This window comes from Stenotrophomonas sp. PUT21, from assembly GCF_052232875.1.
In the GTDB taxonomy this organism is placed as follows: domain Bacteria; phylum Pseudomonadota; class Gammaproteobacteria; order Xanthomonadales; family Xanthomonadaceae; genus Stenotrophomonas; species Stenotrophomonas maltophilia_N.
Genome location: NZ_CP197645.1, coordinates 371,087 through 387,809 on the forward strand (window position 1 = coordinate 371,087; position 16,723 = coordinate 387,809).

General features: G+C 68.2%; 16 protein-coding genes. 4 read left to right on the forward strand and 12 right to left on the reverse strand.

What is annotated here, in order from left to right; all coding sequences use genetic code 11:
* Positions 1-72: 72 nt before the first annotated feature.
* The 7 genes from rsmA to ACTT2I_RS01680 form a co-directional block, all read right to left on the reverse strand.
* Positions 73-909, reverse strand: coding sequence for a 16S rRNA (adenine(1518)-N(6)/adenine(1519)-N(6))-dimethyltransferase RsmA (rsmA, locus tag ACTT2I_RS01650; protein ID WP_019182429.1), 837 nt, complete (start codon positions 907-909; stop codon positions 73-75).
* Complete coding sequence (pdxA, locus tag ACTT2I_RS01655; RefSeq protein ID WP_293981122.1) at positions 906-1,886, reverse strand: 4-hydroxythreonine-4-phosphate dehydrogenase PdxA; 981 nt, start codon at positions 1,884-1,886, stop codon at positions 906-908. The genes rsmA and pdxA overlap by 4 nt, the downstream gene beginning before the upstream one ends.
* A gap of 3 nt (positions 1,887-1,889) precedes the next feature.
* Entirely contained in the window at positions 1,890-3,236 is a 1,347-nt protein-coding gene (locus tag ACTT2I_RS01660) for a peptidylprolyl isomerase (protein ID WP_088434008.1), read from the reverse strand.
* Positions 3,233-5,686 (reverse strand): LPS-assembly protein LptD, encoded by a 2,454-nt coding sequence (gene lptD / locus ACTT2I_RS01665; protein WP_088434009.1) that lies wholly within the window; start codon positions 5,684-5,686, stop codon positions 3,233-3,235. Before lptD ends, ACTT2I_RS01660 begins: the two co-directional genes overlap by 4 nt.
* 116 nt (positions 5,687-5,802) lie before the next feature.
* The gene (locus tag ACTT2I_RS01670; protein ID WP_088434010.1) at positions 5,803-6,714 is read right to left on the reverse strand and encodes a histone deacetylase family protein; all 912 of its coding nucleotides are present in this window, start codon (positions 6,712-6,714) and stop codon (positions 5,803-5,805) included.
* Positions 6,715-6,748: 34 nt separating this feature from the next.
* A complete protein-coding gene (locus tag ACTT2I_RS01675; RefSeq protein ID WP_088434011.1) occupies positions 6,749-7,303 on the reverse strand; it encodes a cob(I)yrinic acid a,c-diamide adenosyltransferase in 555 nt (184 codons plus the stop codon).
* Positions 7,304-7,321: 18 nt separating this feature from the next.
* Positions 7,322-7,906: a hypothetical protein gene (locus tag ACTT2I_RS01680; RefSeq protein ID WP_421100170.1), complete on the reverse strand. Its 585-nt coding sequence runs from the start codon at positions 7,904-7,906 to the stop codon at positions 7,322-7,324.
* 94 nt (positions 7,907-8,000) lie between these two features.
* Between ACTT2I_RS01680 and ubiH the strand changes: the two genes are divergently transcribed.
* Both ubiH and ACTT2I_RS01690 read left to right on the forward strand, forming a co-directional pair.
* A complete protein-coding gene (gene ubiH, locus ACTT2I_RS01685; RefSeq protein ID WP_421100169.1) occupies positions 8,001-9,206 on the forward strand; it encodes a 2-octaprenyl-6-methoxyphenyl hydroxylase in 1,206 nt (401 codons plus the stop codon).
* Positions 9,203-10,378, forward strand: a complete 1,176-nt coding sequence (locus ACTT2I_RS01690; RefSeq protein WP_293981112.1) for a UbiH/UbiF family hydroxylase — start codon at positions 9,203-9,205, stop codon at positions 10,376-10,378. The genes ubiH and ACTT2I_RS01690 overlap by 4 nt, the downstream gene beginning before the upstream one ends.
* A 9-nt stretch (positions 10,379-10,387) precedes the next feature.
* Here the strand turns inward: ACTT2I_RS01690 and ACTT2I_RS01695 are convergent, their stop codons facing one another.
* From ACTT2I_RS01695 to ACTT2I_RS01710, 4 genes are all read right to left on the reverse strand, one after another.
* Positions 10,388-10,783, reverse strand: coding sequence for an EF-hand domain-containing protein (locus ACTT2I_RS01695; RefSeq protein WP_421100168.1), 396 nt, complete (start codon positions 10,781-10,783; stop codon positions 10,388-10,390).
* Between the two features lie 48 nt (positions 10,784-10,831).
* Positions 10,832-11,878, reverse strand: coding sequence for a 23S rRNA (cytidine(2498)-2'-O)-methyltransferase RlmM (gene rlmM, locus ACTT2I_RS01700; RefSeq protein ID WP_088434016.1), 1,047 nt, complete (start codon positions 11,876-11,878; stop codon positions 10,832-10,834).
* Between the two features lie 24 nt (positions 11,879-11,902).
* A complete protein-coding gene (locus ACTT2I_RS01705) occupies positions 11,903-12,463 on the reverse strand; it encodes a nucleoside deaminase (RefSeq protein WP_019182418.1) in 561 nt (186 codons plus the stop codon).
* Between the two features lie 202 nt (positions 12,464-12,665).
* The gene (locus tag ACTT2I_RS01710) at positions 12,666-14,414 is read right to left on the reverse strand and encodes a glutamine--tRNA ligase/YqeY domain fusion protein (protein ID WP_421100167.1); all 1,749 of its coding nucleotides are present in this window, start codon (positions 14,412-14,414) and stop codon (positions 12,666-12,668) included.
* Between the two features lie 143 nt (positions 14,415-14,557).
* Between ACTT2I_RS01710 and ACTT2I_RS01715 the strand changes: the two genes are divergently transcribed.
* Together ACTT2I_RS01715 and msrA are read left to right on the forward strand one after the other, a co-directional pair.
* Positions 14,558-14,824: a putative signal transducing protein gene (locus ACTT2I_RS01715; RefSeq protein WP_088434018.1), complete on the forward strand. Its 267-nt coding sequence runs from the start codon at positions 14,558-14,560 to the stop codon at positions 14,822-14,824.
* Positions 14,825-14,854: 30 nt separating this feature from the next.
* A complete protein-coding gene (gene msrA / locus ACTT2I_RS01720) occupies positions 14,855-15,508 on the forward strand; it encodes a peptide-methionine (S)-S-oxide reductase MsrA (RefSeq protein WP_421100294.1) in 654 nt (217 codons plus the stop codon).
* A gap of 228 nt (positions 15,509-15,736) precedes the next feature.
* Here msrA and ACTT2I_RS01725 read toward each other — a convergent pair whose 3' ends face one another.
* Entirely contained in the window at positions 15,737-16,699 is a 963-nt protein-coding gene (locus tag ACTT2I_RS01725) for a transaldolase (protein WP_443096767.1), read from the reverse strand.
* Between the last annotated feature and the right edge of the window lie 24 nt (positions 16,700-16,723).

Sequence of the window (16,723 nt, forward strand, 5' to 3'; positions counted from 1 at the left end):
GGCAGCGCTCCCGTCATGAAGGTCAGGCGGTTTCCACGTGCGTGCGGCCGTTCGGGGCCGCAGGCGAGGCGCTCATCCCTGCGCGGCGTCGTCACCGTCGGTGTACGGCACGTTCGCCAGCGCGATGAACTGCGCCACGTCCAGCTGCTCGGCACGGGCATCGCTGCGCACCCCGGCTGCTTCGAACTGTTCGGGCGTGCACACGTTCTGCAGCGCGTTGCGCAGGGTCTTGCGGCGCTGGCCGAAGGCGGCCTTGACCACATGGGCAAAGCGCTTGCGGTCCAGGATGCCGACCGTGGCCGGGTCGCGCGGCACCAGCCGCACCACGGCTGAATCGACCTTCGGCGGCGGCCGGAACGCACCCGGCGGCACCACGAACAGCGAGGTGACCTTGCAGAACGCCTGCAGCATCACGCTGAGCCGGCCGTAGACCTTGCTGCCCGGATCGGCGGCCATGCGGTCGACCACTTCCTTCTGCAGCATGAAGTGCATGTCGGTGATCACCGCCGCGTGGTCCAGCGCATGGAACAGGATCGGCGAGGAGATGTTGTAGGGCAGGTTGCCGACCAGGCGGATCGGGCTGCCGGCGGCCAGTTCGGTGAAATCCACCTGCAGCACGTCGCGGTGGATGATGGTCATCTCGCCCAGCGGTTCGGCGGCGGCGGCCAGCGGCCCGACCAGGTCACGATCGAACTCGATCACGGTCAGTTTCGGGTGGCGGCGCAGCAGCGGCAGGGTGATGGCGCCCTGACCCGGGCCGATTTCGACCAGGCGGTCGCCGTCTTTCGGGTTGACCGCCAGGACGATCTTGTCGATATAGCTGCGGTCGGCGAGGAAGTGCTGGCCGAGCTGCTTCTTGGCGGGGCCGGAGAAACCGGGCGCGCCGGAGGAGGAATACGAAGAAGTCATGGCACCAGTGTACGTTGGCGCGCCAGCCGGGCACACAGCGCGGTGGCAGCGAGGAGGCTGGAGGGGTCGGCGATGCCGCGGCCGGCCAGATCCAGGGCGGTGCCGTGGTCGACCGCGACGCGCGGGTAGGGCAGCCCCAGGGTGATGTTGACGGCCTGTTCGAAGCCGCTGTATTTGAGCACCGGCAGGCCCTGGTCGTGGTACATGGCCAGCACGGTGTCGAACCCGGCCAGCTTGGCCGGCAGGAAGGCGGTATCGGCCGGCAGCGGCCCGACCAGGTCCATGCCGCGGGCGCGCAGGCGCTCCAGCAGCGGAATGATCAGGTCCAGCTCCTCGCGCCCCAGGTGGCCGTCTTCGCCGGCGTGCGGGTTGAGCCCGAGCACGGCGATACGCGGCGAGGCCAGGCCGAAATCGCGCCGCAGGGCGTCGTGGACGATCTGCAGGGTCAGGGCCAGGCCATCGGCGGTGATCGCATCGGCCACCGACCGCAGTGGCAGGTGGGTGGTCGCCAGCGCGACCCGCACGATCTCGTTGGCGAGCATCATCACCACCGGGGTGCGGGCCTGGTCGGCCAGCAGTTCGGTGGTGCCGCTGTAGGCGATGCCGCCCTCGTTGATGACCGCCTTGTGCACCGGGCCGGTAACCACGCCGGCCAGTTCACCGGACAGGCAGGCCTGGCCGGCCTGGCGCAGCGCGCCGATCACCGCGCCGGCATTGGCCGGGTCCGGGGTGCCGAAGCGGGACGGAACAGCATTGGGAACCACGCGCAACGGCAGATCGCCCGGCTGGCGGGCGATGGCGTCTTCAGGCAGGAGCTGCAGCGGCAGCGACAGCGCTGCGGCGGCGGCCTGCAGCGTGTCGGGGTCGGCAAACGCGAGCAGCCGGCAGTCGGTGCGCGGCTGCTGGATCAGGCGGAGGCAGAGCTCCGGGCCGATCCCCGCCGGCTCGCCCGGTACCAGCGCGAGCTGCGGGAGCATGGATCAGGACTGCGGCGGCGTGGTCGCCGCGGCACCCGGCGCATAGGCGCGCATGTCCACGTAGGCTTCGCCACGCAGTTCCTGCAGGAAGCGGTTGTACTCTTCCTCCAGCTTGCGGCGGCCGATCGTTTCACGGATCTGGGCGCGCTGGTTGTCGGTGGTGGCATCGGTCTGGCGCGTGGCAACGCGCTGGACGATGTGCCAGCCGGCATCGGTGCGGAACGGCTGGCTCACGCCGCCGTCGGCGACGCCTTCCACCTGCTTGCCGAAATCCGGACCGAAGGCATCGGCCGGGAACCAGCCCAGATCGCCGCCCTGGCCCTTGCTGTTGTTGTCTTCCGAGGATTCCTTGGCGACGGCATCGAACTCGGCGCCACCGGCGATGCGGGCGCGCAGAGTGTCGATCTTGGCCTTGGCCGCGGCATTGTCCTGCTGGTCGGTGATGCGGACCAGGATATGACGGGCGTGGTACTCGGTGATGGTGTGGCCGCCGGCAGCGGCCGCGCTGGCATCACGCACCTCCACCAGCTTCAGCAGCTGGAAGCCACTGGGGCCACGCAGCGGACCGACCACATCGCCGGCCTTCATTTCCTTCATCATCTGCGCGAACGCATTCGGGATCTCGTCCAGCGAACGCCAGCCCAGGTCGCCGCCTTCCAGCGCGTTCGGGCTATCCGAATAACGGACCGCCGCGGCGTTGAAGTCGAGCTCACCCTTGTCCAGCAGTGCCTTGACGCCATCGGCCTTCTTCTGGCCGGTGGTGATCTGCTCGGCGGTGGCGCCTTCGGGCAGGCCGATCAGGATGTGGGCCAGGTGGTACTGGGTGCCGGCGGTGGCCTGCTGCTTGAGCGCGCCATCCACTTCGCCTTCGCTGACGGTGATGCGGCTCTGCGCGAAGCTCTGGCGCAGGCGCTGGACGGTGATCTCGTCACGCACCGAATTGCGGAAGTCGTTGAAATCCAGACCGTCGCTGGCCAGACGCTGGCGCAGGGCATCCAGGGTGGAGCCGTTCTGCTGGGCGATGGCGTTGATGGCCTGGTTCAGTTCCTGATCGCTGACCTTGATGCCGCTGCTCTCGGCACGCGCCACCTGCAGCTTCACCAGCACCAGGCGCTCGAGCACCTGGCGGCTGAGCACGTCATCGGGCGGCAGCTGGTTCTCACGACCGGCGTACTGCGCCTTGATGTTCTGGACGGCGCGGTCCAGTTCGCTCTGCAGCACGACGTCCTCATCGACGATCGCCGCGATGCGGTCCAGCTGCTGACTCTGCTGGGCCAGCACCTGCAACGGGGCCGTCGCGGAGGAGACCGCCAGCAGGGAGGCGAGGAGTACGGGAAGGGTCTTGGTCATGGGATCTGATTCGGATCGTAGTCGTCGCGGGCTGCACCGGTGTTGCTGGGCGGCACCAGATAGAGGTCGTCTCGGTAGTACCCGAGAATAGCACGGCGCAAGGTGCGGTCCGTGTTCTGGCCGATGGAGCTCAGGCCCTTGAGCACGAACTCGATCTGGAAGGAGTTGTTGAGTTCACCCTCGCGGTTGCGCACGTAGCGGCGGGCGATGGCGCGAACGGCCAGGCAGCAGCTGTCCCACTGCACACCGCCGATGATTTCCAGCGGGGCACGGTCCTGGATGGAGTAGTAGTACCGGCCGACCAGGCTCCAGCGCTCGTTGAGCGGGTAGAGGAAGGACAGGTCGGCCTGCTCCAGCAGGGTCCGGTCGCGGCGGGTCGCCGTGGTCGAAGCCTGCGGATTCAAACGGCTGCGGTAGGTCAGGTTGACGATGCCGTCGTTGGACATCAGGTAGCGCGCGCGCACGCTGGCCAGGTCCTCGCGCTTGTACTTGGGATCCCACTGATAGGTGGCGCCAAGCGTCCAGCGATCGTTGATCATGTAGTTCGTATCGGCGATCCAAGCCGACTTGCCCTGCTCGACCGGGGTTTCGCTGCTGTTGAGCGTGACCCGTGAATCGTCGAAGTACAGGATCTGGCCGATGCTGCCCGAGAAGCGCTCCTTGCCGGTGTCCTGGTCGATGAAGCGGGTGCTCACCGCCATGGTCAGCTGGTTGGCATCGTTCTGGCGGTCAGCACCGGAATAGCGCGAATCGCGGAACAGCTGGCCCCAGCTGAAGGTGAAGTCACGCGTATCGAACACCGGCAGATCGCTCTGGTCGCGGTACGGCGTACGCAGATAGAACAGGCGCGGTTCCAGCGTGTGCAGGAAGCGCGTGTCGCCGATGGTGGTCTCGCGGTCGAAGAACAGCCCGGCGTCGATGGTGCCGATGGGCAGGCTGCGGCTCGGCGAGGTGTTGCCGCGCAGCTGTTCCGGGGTCGCGGTGGCCGGGTCGATCCCGGCGGCGATCAGATTCTGCCTGCGGATGTCGTCGGCCAGCCCGCGCTCGAGGTCATACCCGGTATAGCGGTAGGCCAAGGTCGGGGTGACGTACCAGGCCGCGCCGCTGAACGGCATCGAGACATACGGTTTCACGTCCAGTCGCGAGCCGCCGTCCATGCTGCGTGACACGCCGGTGCGCTCGTATTCCTGGTCGGCGCCGAACTTCTCATGCACATCCAGATGGGTGAAGTTCACCGCTTCGGCGTACACACCGGTTTCCAGCCACGGCAGCAGCGGCTTGTCCCAGTTGACGAACAGGCGCGGCTGGCGCGCGTACGGCAGGGACGCTTCGGTCAGGGTGTAATCGGTGAGCTGCCAATAGTCGGCCATCAGGCCGCCGGTCCAGTTCTCACCCGTGCCGTAGATGCCGATCTGGCTCTGCAGGTTGGACGTGGTCACGCCGAGCAGCTTATTGGAGAAATCCTCCAGGTAACGCTCATCGCTGACCCAGGCCAGGTTGGCACGGGCCTGCCAGTTGGCGTTGATGTTGTGGTACCCGCTGAACTCCACGCGGCCGCGATCCTTGTCGCGCAGCTTGTCGTTGGGCAGGTAGGCGGTCAGCAGCTCGCCGCGGCCACCGTCGTAGAGATAGCGGAATTCGTTGTCGAGCATGAAGCCGCGCTTGCTCATGTAGCGCGGCATCAGGGTGTCGTCGAAGTTCGGCGCCAGGTTCAGGTAGATCGGCTGGGTGTAGTCGAAGCCGTTGCGGCCGGACAGGCCCACCTGCGGATACAGAAGACCGGTCTGGCGGCGGTCGTCGATCGGGAACTTGAAATACGGTGCCCACAGCACCGGCACCTTGCCGATACGCAGCACGGCGTTGCGTGCGGTACCGAAGCCGGCGTCGTTATCGACCTCGATCTGCGGTGCCGAGAGCTTCCACACCGGCTGGGAGGGGTCGCAGGTGGTGTAGGTGGAGCGGTGCATCTGACCCACCGCACCCTGCAGGTCGATCGACTCGGCGCCACCGTTGCCGCGGCGGGACACCAGCTGGTACTGGATGTCGGAGATCTTGTGGGTGTCGCTTTCCTGGTTGCCTTCGGCGCGGCGGGCCTTCATCCGGATCGAGGAGTCCTGGTACCGGACGTTGCCCTCGGCGATGTAGTTGCCGGTTTCGGTGTCGAAGCTCAGGTTGTCGGTGCCCAGGAACTGGTCGCCGCGCTTGAGCGCGACATTGCCCTGGTAGTTGGGCACCACGGAGGTACCGGTCAGTTGGTCGCCTTCGATGTCCGTCGGCTGCTGGTCACGCGTCGCGGCCGCGGCTTTGTCGGCCTTGGGCGCGTCGTCGAACACGGGCAGCACGTCGGTCACCGGGCACAGGCCCCAGTTCACCGGCTTGTCGTCGGCCAGGGCCGGCAGGCAGATGGCGATACTGAGGGGGAGGGGCAGCAGGCGGAGGGCTCGGCGCACGCGGTATCGGATTCGGACGAAAACGGATCGTAGCTTGCCCCATCCCTTGCATAGGGGCAATGAAGGTCCGGCCCACGCAGGGGGCCGGGTTCATTCGCAACCCGGACCGGGCTGCCTCAGCGCAGCTGGCCGACGTGGGCCACGCTGCACTCGGCCAGGGCCTGCAGGTCGTAACCGCCCTCAAGCATCGAGACGATGCGGCCGGCCCCGTGGCGGCGGGCCAGCCCGCGCAGCTCGGCGGTGATCCAGGCGAAATCCTCGGTTTCCAGCATCAGATCGGCCTGCGGGTCGCGCATGTGTGCATCGAAGCCGGCCGAGATCAGCAGCAGCTGCGGGCGGAAATCATCGATGGCCGGCAGCATCTCGTCGGCCCAGGTGTTGCGGAAGCGGAAGCCGCCGCTGCCCGGCGGCAGCAGGATGTTCATCAGGTTGCCCGCCCCGCGGTCGCGGCGCAGCCCCGAGTTGGGGAACAGCCCGGCCTGGTGGGTGCTGTAGTAGGCCACGCCAGGATCGGCGATGAAGATGTCCTGGGTGCCGTTGCCGTGGTGCACGTCGAAATCGACGATGGCGATCCGCTCCAGCCCATAACGGTCACGGGCGTAGGCCGCGGCGATGGCGATGTTGTTGAACAGGCAGAAGCCCATCGCCGTGTTGGCGCTGGCATGGTGGCCCGGCGGGCGCACCGCGCAGAAGGCGACCGGGTCCTGGCCGAGCATCACCGCATCGACCGCCGCCACGCCGGCACCGGCCGCATGCAGGGCCGCGCTGGCCGAGCCGGGCGAGGTCATGGTGTCCATATCGATCAGGCGCAGTGCTTCGGTCTGCGGCTTGAGCACCAGGTCGATCAGTTCGCTGTCATGGACCCGGGCCAGCTCGCCGAGCTTGGCCGGCGGCGCTTCGCGCCAGTCCAGCTGGTCGGGGTAGGCGGCCTTGAGCGCATCGATCACCCCCTGCAGACGGGCCGGGCATTCGGGGTGGCCGCGGCCGGGATCGTGTTGCAGACAGGCGGGGTGGGTGAAAACCAGCATGCGGGCAGGATATCCGGTGGGGCGGCAGGGCCGCTCAGGCGTGGCGGCGCTCGTGGCGCCAGAGCACCTCGCCGTGGCCGTCAGCACGAGCCAGCACGCGCGCGAGCACGAACAGCAGGTCCGACAGGCGGTTGAGGTAGTGCAGGGCTTCCGGGCGGACCGTCTCCTGGCGGGCCAGCGTGACCGTCTCGCGCTCGGCGCGGCGCACGATGGTACGGGCCAGGTGGCAGCGCGCCGCCGCTTCGCCACCGGCTGGCAGGATGAACTCCTTCAGGACCGGCAGATCAGCGTTGTAGTGGTCCAGCTGTTGCTCCAGCGCCTCGATGTCGGCCGCGTGGATCGCGGCGTGGCCGGGGATGCACAGCTCGCCGCCGAGGTCGAACAGCTGGTGCTGCAGCACCGTCAGCAGGGCACGGACCTGCTCGGGCAACGGCACCGCCAGCAGGACGCCGAGCGCCGAGTTGGCCTCATCGACGGTGCCATAGGCGGCGACGCGGGCGTCGTCCTTGGTCACGCGGCTGCCATCGCCGAGGCCGGTGCTGCCATCGTCACCGGTGCGTGTATAGATGCGGGAAAGGCGGTTGCCCATCGGGGAGCCTGGCCGCGCTCAGTGCAGGACGTCGCGGCGCTCCTGCAGCAGCTTGCCGACCTGTTCGGTCGCCAGCTGCAGCGCGGCGGCCAGGCCGACGTAGACCGCGGCGGTGCGCAGGTAGGGCAGGAACCAGTCGCTGTAATTCTTCGCCCAGCCGCCGAGGGTGGGCGCGGCCACGTTGTCGCTGGTCCAGTAGAAGCCGCCCTGGGCGAACAGGTGGCAGACCGCCACCGCCGCCACCAGCAGCAGCGCGCCCTTGCCCAGCGCGGCCCAGTTGGCGCCCTGGTAGCCGCGGCGCAGCAGCAGGCCGCCGCCCCACATCGCAAAGTAGGCCGGCAGCAGCATCCAGTAGCCCGGCGAGACACAGTAGTGCTGCCAGAAATCCAGGCCGCTGCGGCGGATCACGATCCAGTCGACCAGCACCGCCAGCGCCATCAGCAGCGGGAACGCCCAGCGGGTCCACTGGCGCAGGTAGAAGCCACCGATGAAGAACACCGCCCAGGACGCATCCGGAATCGCCGCGAAATGGTTGACGCGGGTCGCCGCCATCAGCAGCACGAGCACGGACAGGACGAAGGCGCGTTGGGCAGTGGAGGTCATGACGGTGACGGGTGGGGGCAGGCATTCATTCTAGCGCCTGCTGCGGCAGCCCGCCGCACGCCGCCGGAACGGGCGAACCCTTATCATGGCGGGCATGAGTGAACGACATAATGTAGTGATCGTAGGCGGCGGGCTGGTCGGTGCCAGCCTGGCCATCGCCCTGGACCGTGCCGGCCGCGATGTCGGCCTGGTCGAGGCCTCGCCGCTGGGCACGCTGCCGGCGGTGTTCGACCAGCGCAACCTCAGTTTCGCGGCCGCCACGGTCAACGCGTTGACCGCGCTGGGCGTGATGCAGAAGCTGGCCGGCGCGCCGGGGGCGATCACCCGCATCCATGTAAGCCGCGCCGGTGACTTCGGCCGCGTGCAGATGGAGGCCGCGCAGTATCAGCGCCCGTGGTTCGGCCAAGTGGTGGTGGCCCGCGATTTCGGCCAGGCGCTGGAAGCGCGGCTGGACACGCTGACCCGGCTGACCCGCTATCGCCCGGCGCGGTTCGTGCGCCTGGGCGCGACGGTGGACGGTTATCGCCAGGTCTTCATCGCCGACGACCGCGGTGAGCGCTGCCTGCTGGCGCGCCTGGTGGTCGGTGCCGACGGGACCCGCAGCGGCGTGCGCGAGGCGCTGGGGATCGAGGTGGATGAGCATGATTTCGAGCAGACCCTGTTCGTTTCGCGGGTGCGCGCCGCACGTGCACCGGACGGCACTGCGTATGAGCGCTTCACCGACACCGGCCCGACCGCGCTGTTGCCGCGCGGCGATCGCCACTTCGGTGCGGTGCACGGTGTTGCCCGCGACCAGGCCGATGCGGTGATGGCGCTGGACGATGCCGCCTGGGTGAGCAGGCTGCAGGGGGCCATCGGCTGGCGTGCCGGCCGGTTGCTGGAGAGTGGGCCACGCAGCGCATACCCCTTGATCCAGGTGCTGTCGCGCGCGTTGATCGGCGAACGTGCCGTGCTGCTCGGCAATGCCGCGCAGACCATTCACCCGCTGGGCGCACAGGGCTTCAACCTGGGCCTGCGCGATGCGCTGACCCTGGCCGAACTCGTGGCCGACGCCGAGGATGCCGGCAGCGATGCGCTGCTGCGCGAACACGTGGCACGGCGTCTTGACGACCGCGAGCAGACCATCGCGTTCTCCGGTGGGCTGGCGCGCTTGACCAGCAACCCGGCACCGCTGATGCGGCCGCTGCGGTCGCTTGGCCTGCTGGCCGCACAGGCGACGCCGATGCAATCGATGCTGGTGGGCGGCGCGATGGGCTTCCGCGGCCAAGTGCCGGCGCTGTGCCGCGGAGCAGGCCTGTGAGCCGGCGCCCGCAGGACGTGGTGGTGGTGGGTGGCGGTGTGGTCGGTGCGGCCTGTGCCTTGGCGCTGGCCGATGCCGGGCTGTCGGTGACGCTGGTCGAAGGCCGCGAGCCGGCCGCCTGGCAGCCGCAGCAGCCGGATCTGCGTGTGTATGCCTTCGCGCCGGACAACGCCCAGCTGCTGGCCGCGCTCGGCGTGTGGCCGGCGGTGACTGCCGCGCGTGCCTGCGCCTACCGCCGGATGCGGGTCTGGGATGCGGCCGGTGGCGATGAACTGCGTTTCGATGCCGATACGCTCGGCCGTGAACAACTGGGCTGGATCGTGGAGAACGATCTGCTGGTGGACCGCCTGTGGGCGGCGCTGCCGGCCGCCGGCGTGCAGCTGTGCTGCCCGGCACGGGTGGAAGCACTCGAGCAGGACACCCACGGGGTGCGACTGCGCCTGGATGACGGCCGTCGGCTGGAAGCGTCGCTGGCGATCGCCGCCGACGGTGCCGAATCCACCCTGCGCCGTCTGGCAGGTCTTGAGGTCAGCCGCCACGACTATGCCCAGCGCGGCGTGGTGGCCTACGTGGATACCGAAAAAGCCAACGAAGCCACCGCATGGCAGCGCTTCTTGGTCACCGGCCCGCTGGCGGTACTGCCGATCAGCGCGCACCGCAGTTCAATCGTGTGGACGCTGCCCGACGCGGAGGCCGAACGCGTGCTGGCGCTGGAGGATGCCGCGTTCGGCCGCGAGCTCACTCACGCCTTTGCCGGCCGCCTCGGCGCGATGACGCTGGCCTCCCGGCGCGCGGCCTTCCCGCTGCGCCGGCAGCTGGCCACCGCCTACGTCGCTGGCCGCGTGCTTGCGCTCGGCGACGCCGCCCACGTGGTGCATCCGTTGGCCGGGCAGGGCGTCAATCTGGGCCTGCGTGATGTCGCCGCGCTGCGGGCGATGGTGCTGGCTGCGCAGCAGCGTCGCCAGGACTGGATGTCACCGCACCGCCTGCAGCGCTGGGCGCGCGAACGCCGCAGCGAGAACACCGTCGCTGCGTACAGCTTCGATGCGATCAACACGGTGTTCTCCAACGATGAAATGCACCTGACCCTGGCGCGCGGGCGCGCGCTGGGGTGCGCCGGCAAGCTGCCGCCACTGGTGTCGATGTTCTGGAAGCGCGCGGCGGGGCTGTGACCGGCCCGCTCAGTCGATCAGCCAGCCGGCCAGGTCGGCGCGGTCCAGCTTGCCGCGCCGCTTCACGTCCAGCGCATTGAATTCATCGGCCAGCGTCGGGTTGGCCTGCGCCTCGGCCCGGCTGATGAAGCCGTCGCCGTCGACATCCAGCGCCGCGAACGCGATGCGGTACTGACCGACCACGCTCACCGGCTGCACCGAACGCACCGTCACCGCGGCTTCGCCGGCCGGTGCGGCCAGCGTCACCTGGTGGGTGACTTCACCCTGGGAGAGCGGCTGCGCACGCACGCTGGCCGGCACCTCGCGCAGCGGTTCGCTGACCGCCGGTGACGGGGGGCGGACCTGGGCCAGCGCGAGCGCGGGCAGCAGGGACAGCAGCAGGAAAAGACCGGATCGGCTTAGCATGGAAACTCCGTGAATGACGTGGGGTAGCGCCGGGCGATGCCCGGCCGATCACTTCAAGGGCGAAGCCAGCACCGTGATTTCTTCGCGGTCGTGGTACAGCTGCTTGGCGCGCAGGTGCAGCGGCTTGCCGGCCTGTTCCTGGAACAGGTCCAGGCACAGGCGGGTTTCATCCCAGCGCTTTTTCATCGGCAGCTTGAGGTTGAAGATCGCGTGCTTGCACCAGCCCTCGCGGAACCAGGTGGCCATGCGCTCGGCCACGCGGCGCGGCTGTTCCACCATGTCGCAGACCATCCAGTCCAGCGGGGTCTCCGGCTGCCAGTGGAAGCCGTCGGCGCGCAGATGTTCCACCAGTCCGGTCTCCAGCACGTGCTCGCGCAGCGGGCCGTTGTCCACGCTGATCACCTTCAGGTGCTGGCGGGTCAACACCCAGGTCCAGCCGCCCGGTGCAGCGCCCAGGTCGGCCGCGCGCATGCCCGGCTTGACCAGCAGTTCGCGCTCTTCCGGCGTCATCAGGGTGAGCAGGGCTTCATCCAGCTTCAGCGCCGAGCGCGAAGGCGCGTCGGGCAGCAGCTTCAGGCGCGGAATGCCTAGCGGCCACGGTGCGCTGTCGCGGGTATCGGCTACGCACACAAACGCATGACGACCATCGACGAACACGATGTGCAGGCGCGGCAGGCCGGTGTTCGGCTTGTCGGTCAGCAGGCCGGCCTTGCGCAGCGCAGGGCGCAGTGCGTTGCCGAACGCGCGGGCCAGGCCGGCCAGCGGCTTGCCTTCGTCCGAGTCCGGATGTTCCACCCACATGTCGCCGAAGCGCTGCTGCCCCTGCAGCGCGGCGATGATCGGGGTGATGCGATCAGCGGCATCCAGCTGCGGCAGCTCGGCCAGCACCTGCAGCTTCTGCCGGGCGAAGATCAGCGAGCGCCAGGACAGGGCCTTGGACAGCGCCGCGCCTTCCTCGGTGACGAACACCACGTAGCCGTCATTGCGCTGGGTGCGCGCATAGCCGGCCACGTTGGCATACGCGGCGCGTTCGGACAGTTCGGCGGCCAGCTCCGGTTCAAACCCCTGGCGGCACAGACACAGCAGGCCGCTCATCGCATCGCGCCCGAAGCGCGGATATCAGTAATGGGCACCGTTGATCTCTCCGTACTGGCGCAGCACCGCACGCGCGGCGTCGCGCTCGATGTCGCGCACGACCTCGATGCCACGCTTGTTGAGTTCGCCGATCCAGTCCGCCGGCAGCGGACCCTCGTCGAACGGGGTCAGTTCTTCCACGTCCTGTGCACTGGCACCGATCAACAGGCGGTCGATGCCGGCCCAGATGGTGGCGCCGTAGCACTGGCAGCACGGCTGCGAGGAGGTGGCCAGGGTGATCGGCGACAGCACATCGTTCAGGCGCGGGGTCTGCAGGCGCTGCTGGGCCAGCATGTAGGCCATGTTTTCGGCATGCGCCAGCGAGGTCGTATGCGGGACCACGCGGTTCACGCCGGCGGCGATCACGCGATGATCCGGCCCAAACACCACGGCGCCGAACGGGCCGCCGCTCTGCGCCTCGACATTCAGGCGCGACAGTTCGATCGCCAGCGCGACCTTGTCGGCGTCCTCGGGATAGACACGGCCCAGATCGATCTGGTCGTGGATCCAGGCGGGCAGGGTGAGATGGACTTGCGCGTACAGCATCGGGACATGAACCTCTTCAAAGATGAAGCAACGGCAGTGTATCGGGCCGCGCCCGGGGATGCCGTGCCCGCGCTGAACGCGGCCACGCGCACGCCGGCGCAGGGCGGCGCCGGTCGCAGGGAATCTGGAGCGCAGGCCCTGCCGATGCACGGCCGCGCAGGGGTCACGCGTCGGCCGGTGCCTGGCACCGGCCGGGTGCAGCTTACGCCGACCAGGTATCGCGCAGGGTCACGCTGCGGTTGAACACCGGCTTGGCGGCGGTGTGATCGCGGCGGTCGGCCACGAAGTAGCCGGTCCGCTCGAACTGGAACGACTGTTCCGGGGCCGCAGTGGCCGCGGCCGGCTCGACATACCCGGTAACGGTGCGACGCGAGTCCGGATTGAGGTAATCGCGGTAGGTCTTGCCGTCGGATTCGTCGTCCGGGTTGGGCACCGAGAACAGACGGTCGTACAGGCGGATCTCGGCCGGCACCGCATGCACGGCGCTGACCCAATGGATGGTGCCCTTGACCTTGCGGTTGGCGCCTTCCATGCCCGGGCGCGATTCCGGATCCAGCCAGCCACGCAGTTCGGTGATGGTGCCGTCGGCGTCCTTGATCACTTCATCGCAGCGGATGATGCCGGCGCCGCGCAGGCGCACTTCGCCGCCCGGCACCAGACGCTTCCAGCCCTTCGGCGGAACCTCGGCGAAATCCTCGCGCTCGATCCACAGCTCACGTGCGAACGGCACCTCGCGGGTCCCGAACGCTTCGTCCTTGGGATGGTTGGAGAAGCTCAGGGTTTCCTCGTGCCCCTCGGGCAGATTGGTCAGCACCAGCTTGACCGGATCGACCACCGCCATGCGGCGCGCGGCGGCACTGTCGAGGTCTTCGCGCAGCGCGCCTTCCAGCACGCTGAAATCGATCAGCGAGTTCTGCTTGCTGATGCCCACGCGTTCGGCGAACAGACGCATCGCCGCCGGGGTATAGCCACGGCGACGCAAGCCCTGCAGGGTCGGCATGCGCGGGTCTTCCCAGCCATCCACCAGCTGCTCGGTGACCAGCGCCATCAGCTTGCGCTTGCTCATCACCGTGTAGTTGATGTTCAAGCGCGAGAATTCGATCTGGCGCGGCTTGGCGGCTTCACGCGCCAGGCCGCGATCGACCAGCGGCTGGGTCAGCGCATCGTGGTGGGCGAAATCGACGTTGTCCACGCACCAGTCGTACAGCGGGCGGTGGTCTTCGAACTCCAGCGTGCACAGCGAGTGGGTGATGCCCTCGATGGAATCGCCCAGTGCATGCGCGAAGTCGTACATCGGGTAGATCGGCCATGCGTTGCCGGTGTTCTGGTGTTCGACGTGCTTGATCCGGTACAGGGCCGGGTCGCGCAGGTTGATGTTGCCGCTGGCCATGTCGATCTTGGCGCGCACGGTGCGCGCACCATCCGGGAACTCGCCCGCGCGCATGCGGCGGAACAGGTCCAGGTTTTCTTCGACGCTGCGGTCGCGGAACGGCGACGGACGGCCCGGCTCGGTCAGGGTGCCGCGGTAGGCGCGCACTTCCTCGGCCGACAGGTCGCACACATACGCCTTGCCATCGGTGATCAGCTTCTGCGCGGCCAGGTAATAGGCATCGAAGTAATCCGAGGCATGGCGCAGCTCGTTCCACTCAAAGCCCAGCCAGCGCACGTCATCCTGGATCGCGGTCACGTACTCCGGATCTTCCTTGGCCGGGTTGGTGTCGTCGAAGCGCAGGTTGCACACGCCGTTGAACTCACCGGCGATGCCGAAGTTCAGGCAGATCGACTTGGCGTGGCCGATGTGCAGGTAGCCATTGGGCTCGGGCGGGAAGCGCGTCTTGATCGCGGCATGCTTGCCGGCGGCCAGGTCCTCGCGGACGATCTGACGGATGAAATCCCGTTTTTCCTGGGTTTCCGGAAGGGCGTCGGTGGGGGCGGCGGTAGACTCGGACATGATGCGCGGTCGCAGTTAAAAGGCAGAAAGACCAACAGTTTAGCCTGTCGCAGGGCGACAGGCTAAACGGTAGGTGCCGACCGTTGGTCGGCACGCCTTCAGCCCCCGGCGTATGCTGGGCCCATGCCCTCCGGAGCCGCCCCATGCACGTGATCTACCAGGCCGACAACCTGTTCGACGCCCATCTGGTCAAACACGCCCTGGAGGACGCCGGCATCCCCGCCTTCGTGTTCGGCGAATCCCTGCTGGGCGGCATGGGCGAACTCCCGCTGTTCGGCGTCCTGCGCGTGTGCGTGCCCGACCTGGCCCGTCCCGAGGCGGAAGACATCGTCGCCCAACTGGACTTGGGCGCGGCCCCGGACGCCCCCATATTCGACGGAGACGAAAGCGCCGGCCTGTTGCCGGCCTAGGAGAACGCCATGTTGGGTATTGCAAACGGTCTGTTGGGCATCGGCGCCTTAAAGCAGCGCCTGCCGCGCCCGGAAGAGGCGTTGCCCGGCCGCGAACAACCCCTGCCGCTGCTGCACAACCAGCATTACGTCAACAGCCACCCCCTGAAAGACAGCTTCACCGGCCTGGCGCGCATCCGCTTTGCCATGGGCTGCTTCTGGGGCGCCGAGCGCAAATTCTGGACGATCCCCGGGGTCTACTCGACCTCGGTCGGCTACGCCGGCGGCGTCACCCCGAACCCCACCTACGAAGAAGTCTGTTCCGGCCTGACCGGGCACACCGAAATCGTCGAGGTCGTCTACGACCCCGCCATCGTCCCCCTGGAACGCCTCCTGCAGGTCTTCTGGGAAAGCCACGACCCGACCCAGGGCATGCGCCAGGGCAACGACACCGGCACCCAGTACCGCTCCGCGATCCACGCCACCACCCAGGCCCAGCTCGACGCCGCCCTGGCCAGCCGCGACGCCTATCAGCAGCGCCTCAACGACAGCGGCTACGGCCCCATCACCACCGATATCGTCTTCCCCGCGCCCGAGTACTACTACGCCGAGGACTACCACCAGCAGTACCTCGCCAAGAACCCCAACGGCTACTGCGGCATCGGCGGCACCGGCGTCAGCTGCCCCATCGGCGTGGACGCCTGATACCCCAGAGCCGACCAACGGTCGGCTCTACCAAGCCCAACGGACAGCAAAGGGTTCGATGCTCTACTGCTCTCCCCAACGCACCAGCCACGTGTCGACGGCGCGTCCAGCAAACGCGCCCACACCGCGCCGACCCCGACGAAAGTGAGCGGTTGCCGTTGCCGTGAGCGCCAACGCAAAAGGCCCCGCAGAACGGGGCCTTTTGCATAGCGAACCAACCGCCAGCGCTTACAAGCGCTCGCGGATCGTCTGACGCAACGCCTCCAGATCCTTGGCGAACGCATCGATACCGCTCGCCAGCTTCTCCGTGGCCATCGGATCGGCCGCCAGATCGGCTGCAAACCGCGCCGCATCGATCGGCGTCGCCTGCACCGGCTCCGCCGCGCCGGCCACCAGCCTGCGCGGCAGTTCGCCATGATCGGCGTCCAGCTTCTCCAGCAGATCCGGCGAAATCGTCAGGCGATCACAGCCTGCCAGGGCCTCGATCTGCGCCGTCGAACGGAACGAGGCGCCCATCACCACCGTCGGCGAACCGCGGCGCTTGAACTCGGCATACACCCCGCGCACGAACACCACGCCCGGGTCGTCATCGATGTTCGCCGGCGCCTGCCCGTTGGCCACGTACCAATCCAGGATGCGGCCCACGAACGGCGAAATCAGGAACGCCCCGGCCTCGCTGCAGGCCAGCGCCTGGGTCGGATTGAAGATCAAGGTCAGGTTGCAGTCGATCCCCTCGGCCTGCAGCTGGCGCGCGGCCTCCACGCCTGCCCAGGTCGCCGCGATCTTGATCAGCACCTTGCTGCGCGGCACACCGGCCGCTTCATACATCGCAATGAACTGGCGCGCCTTGGCCACCGTGGCGGCGGTATCGTGCGCCTGGTCGGCATCGACCTCGGTCGAGACCCGGCCCGGCACCAGTGCGCTGAGCGTGGTGCCGACACCCACCGTCAGGCGATCGGCGACCGCGTGCACCACCGCCTCGCGTTCGCCGCCCTGTTCGCGGCCCCAGGCCAGCGCACTCTCGATCAGATCGGCGTACACCGGCAGGTCCAGCGCTTTCTTCACCAGGGTAGGGTTGGTCGTGCAGTCGACCGGCTTCAAGCGCTTGATCGCCTCGACATCGCCGGTATCGGCAACCACGACGGACAGATCACGCAGCTGGGAGAGTTTGGACAGCGAAACGGTGCTCATTGCAACTCCTGGGACGAACGGTGG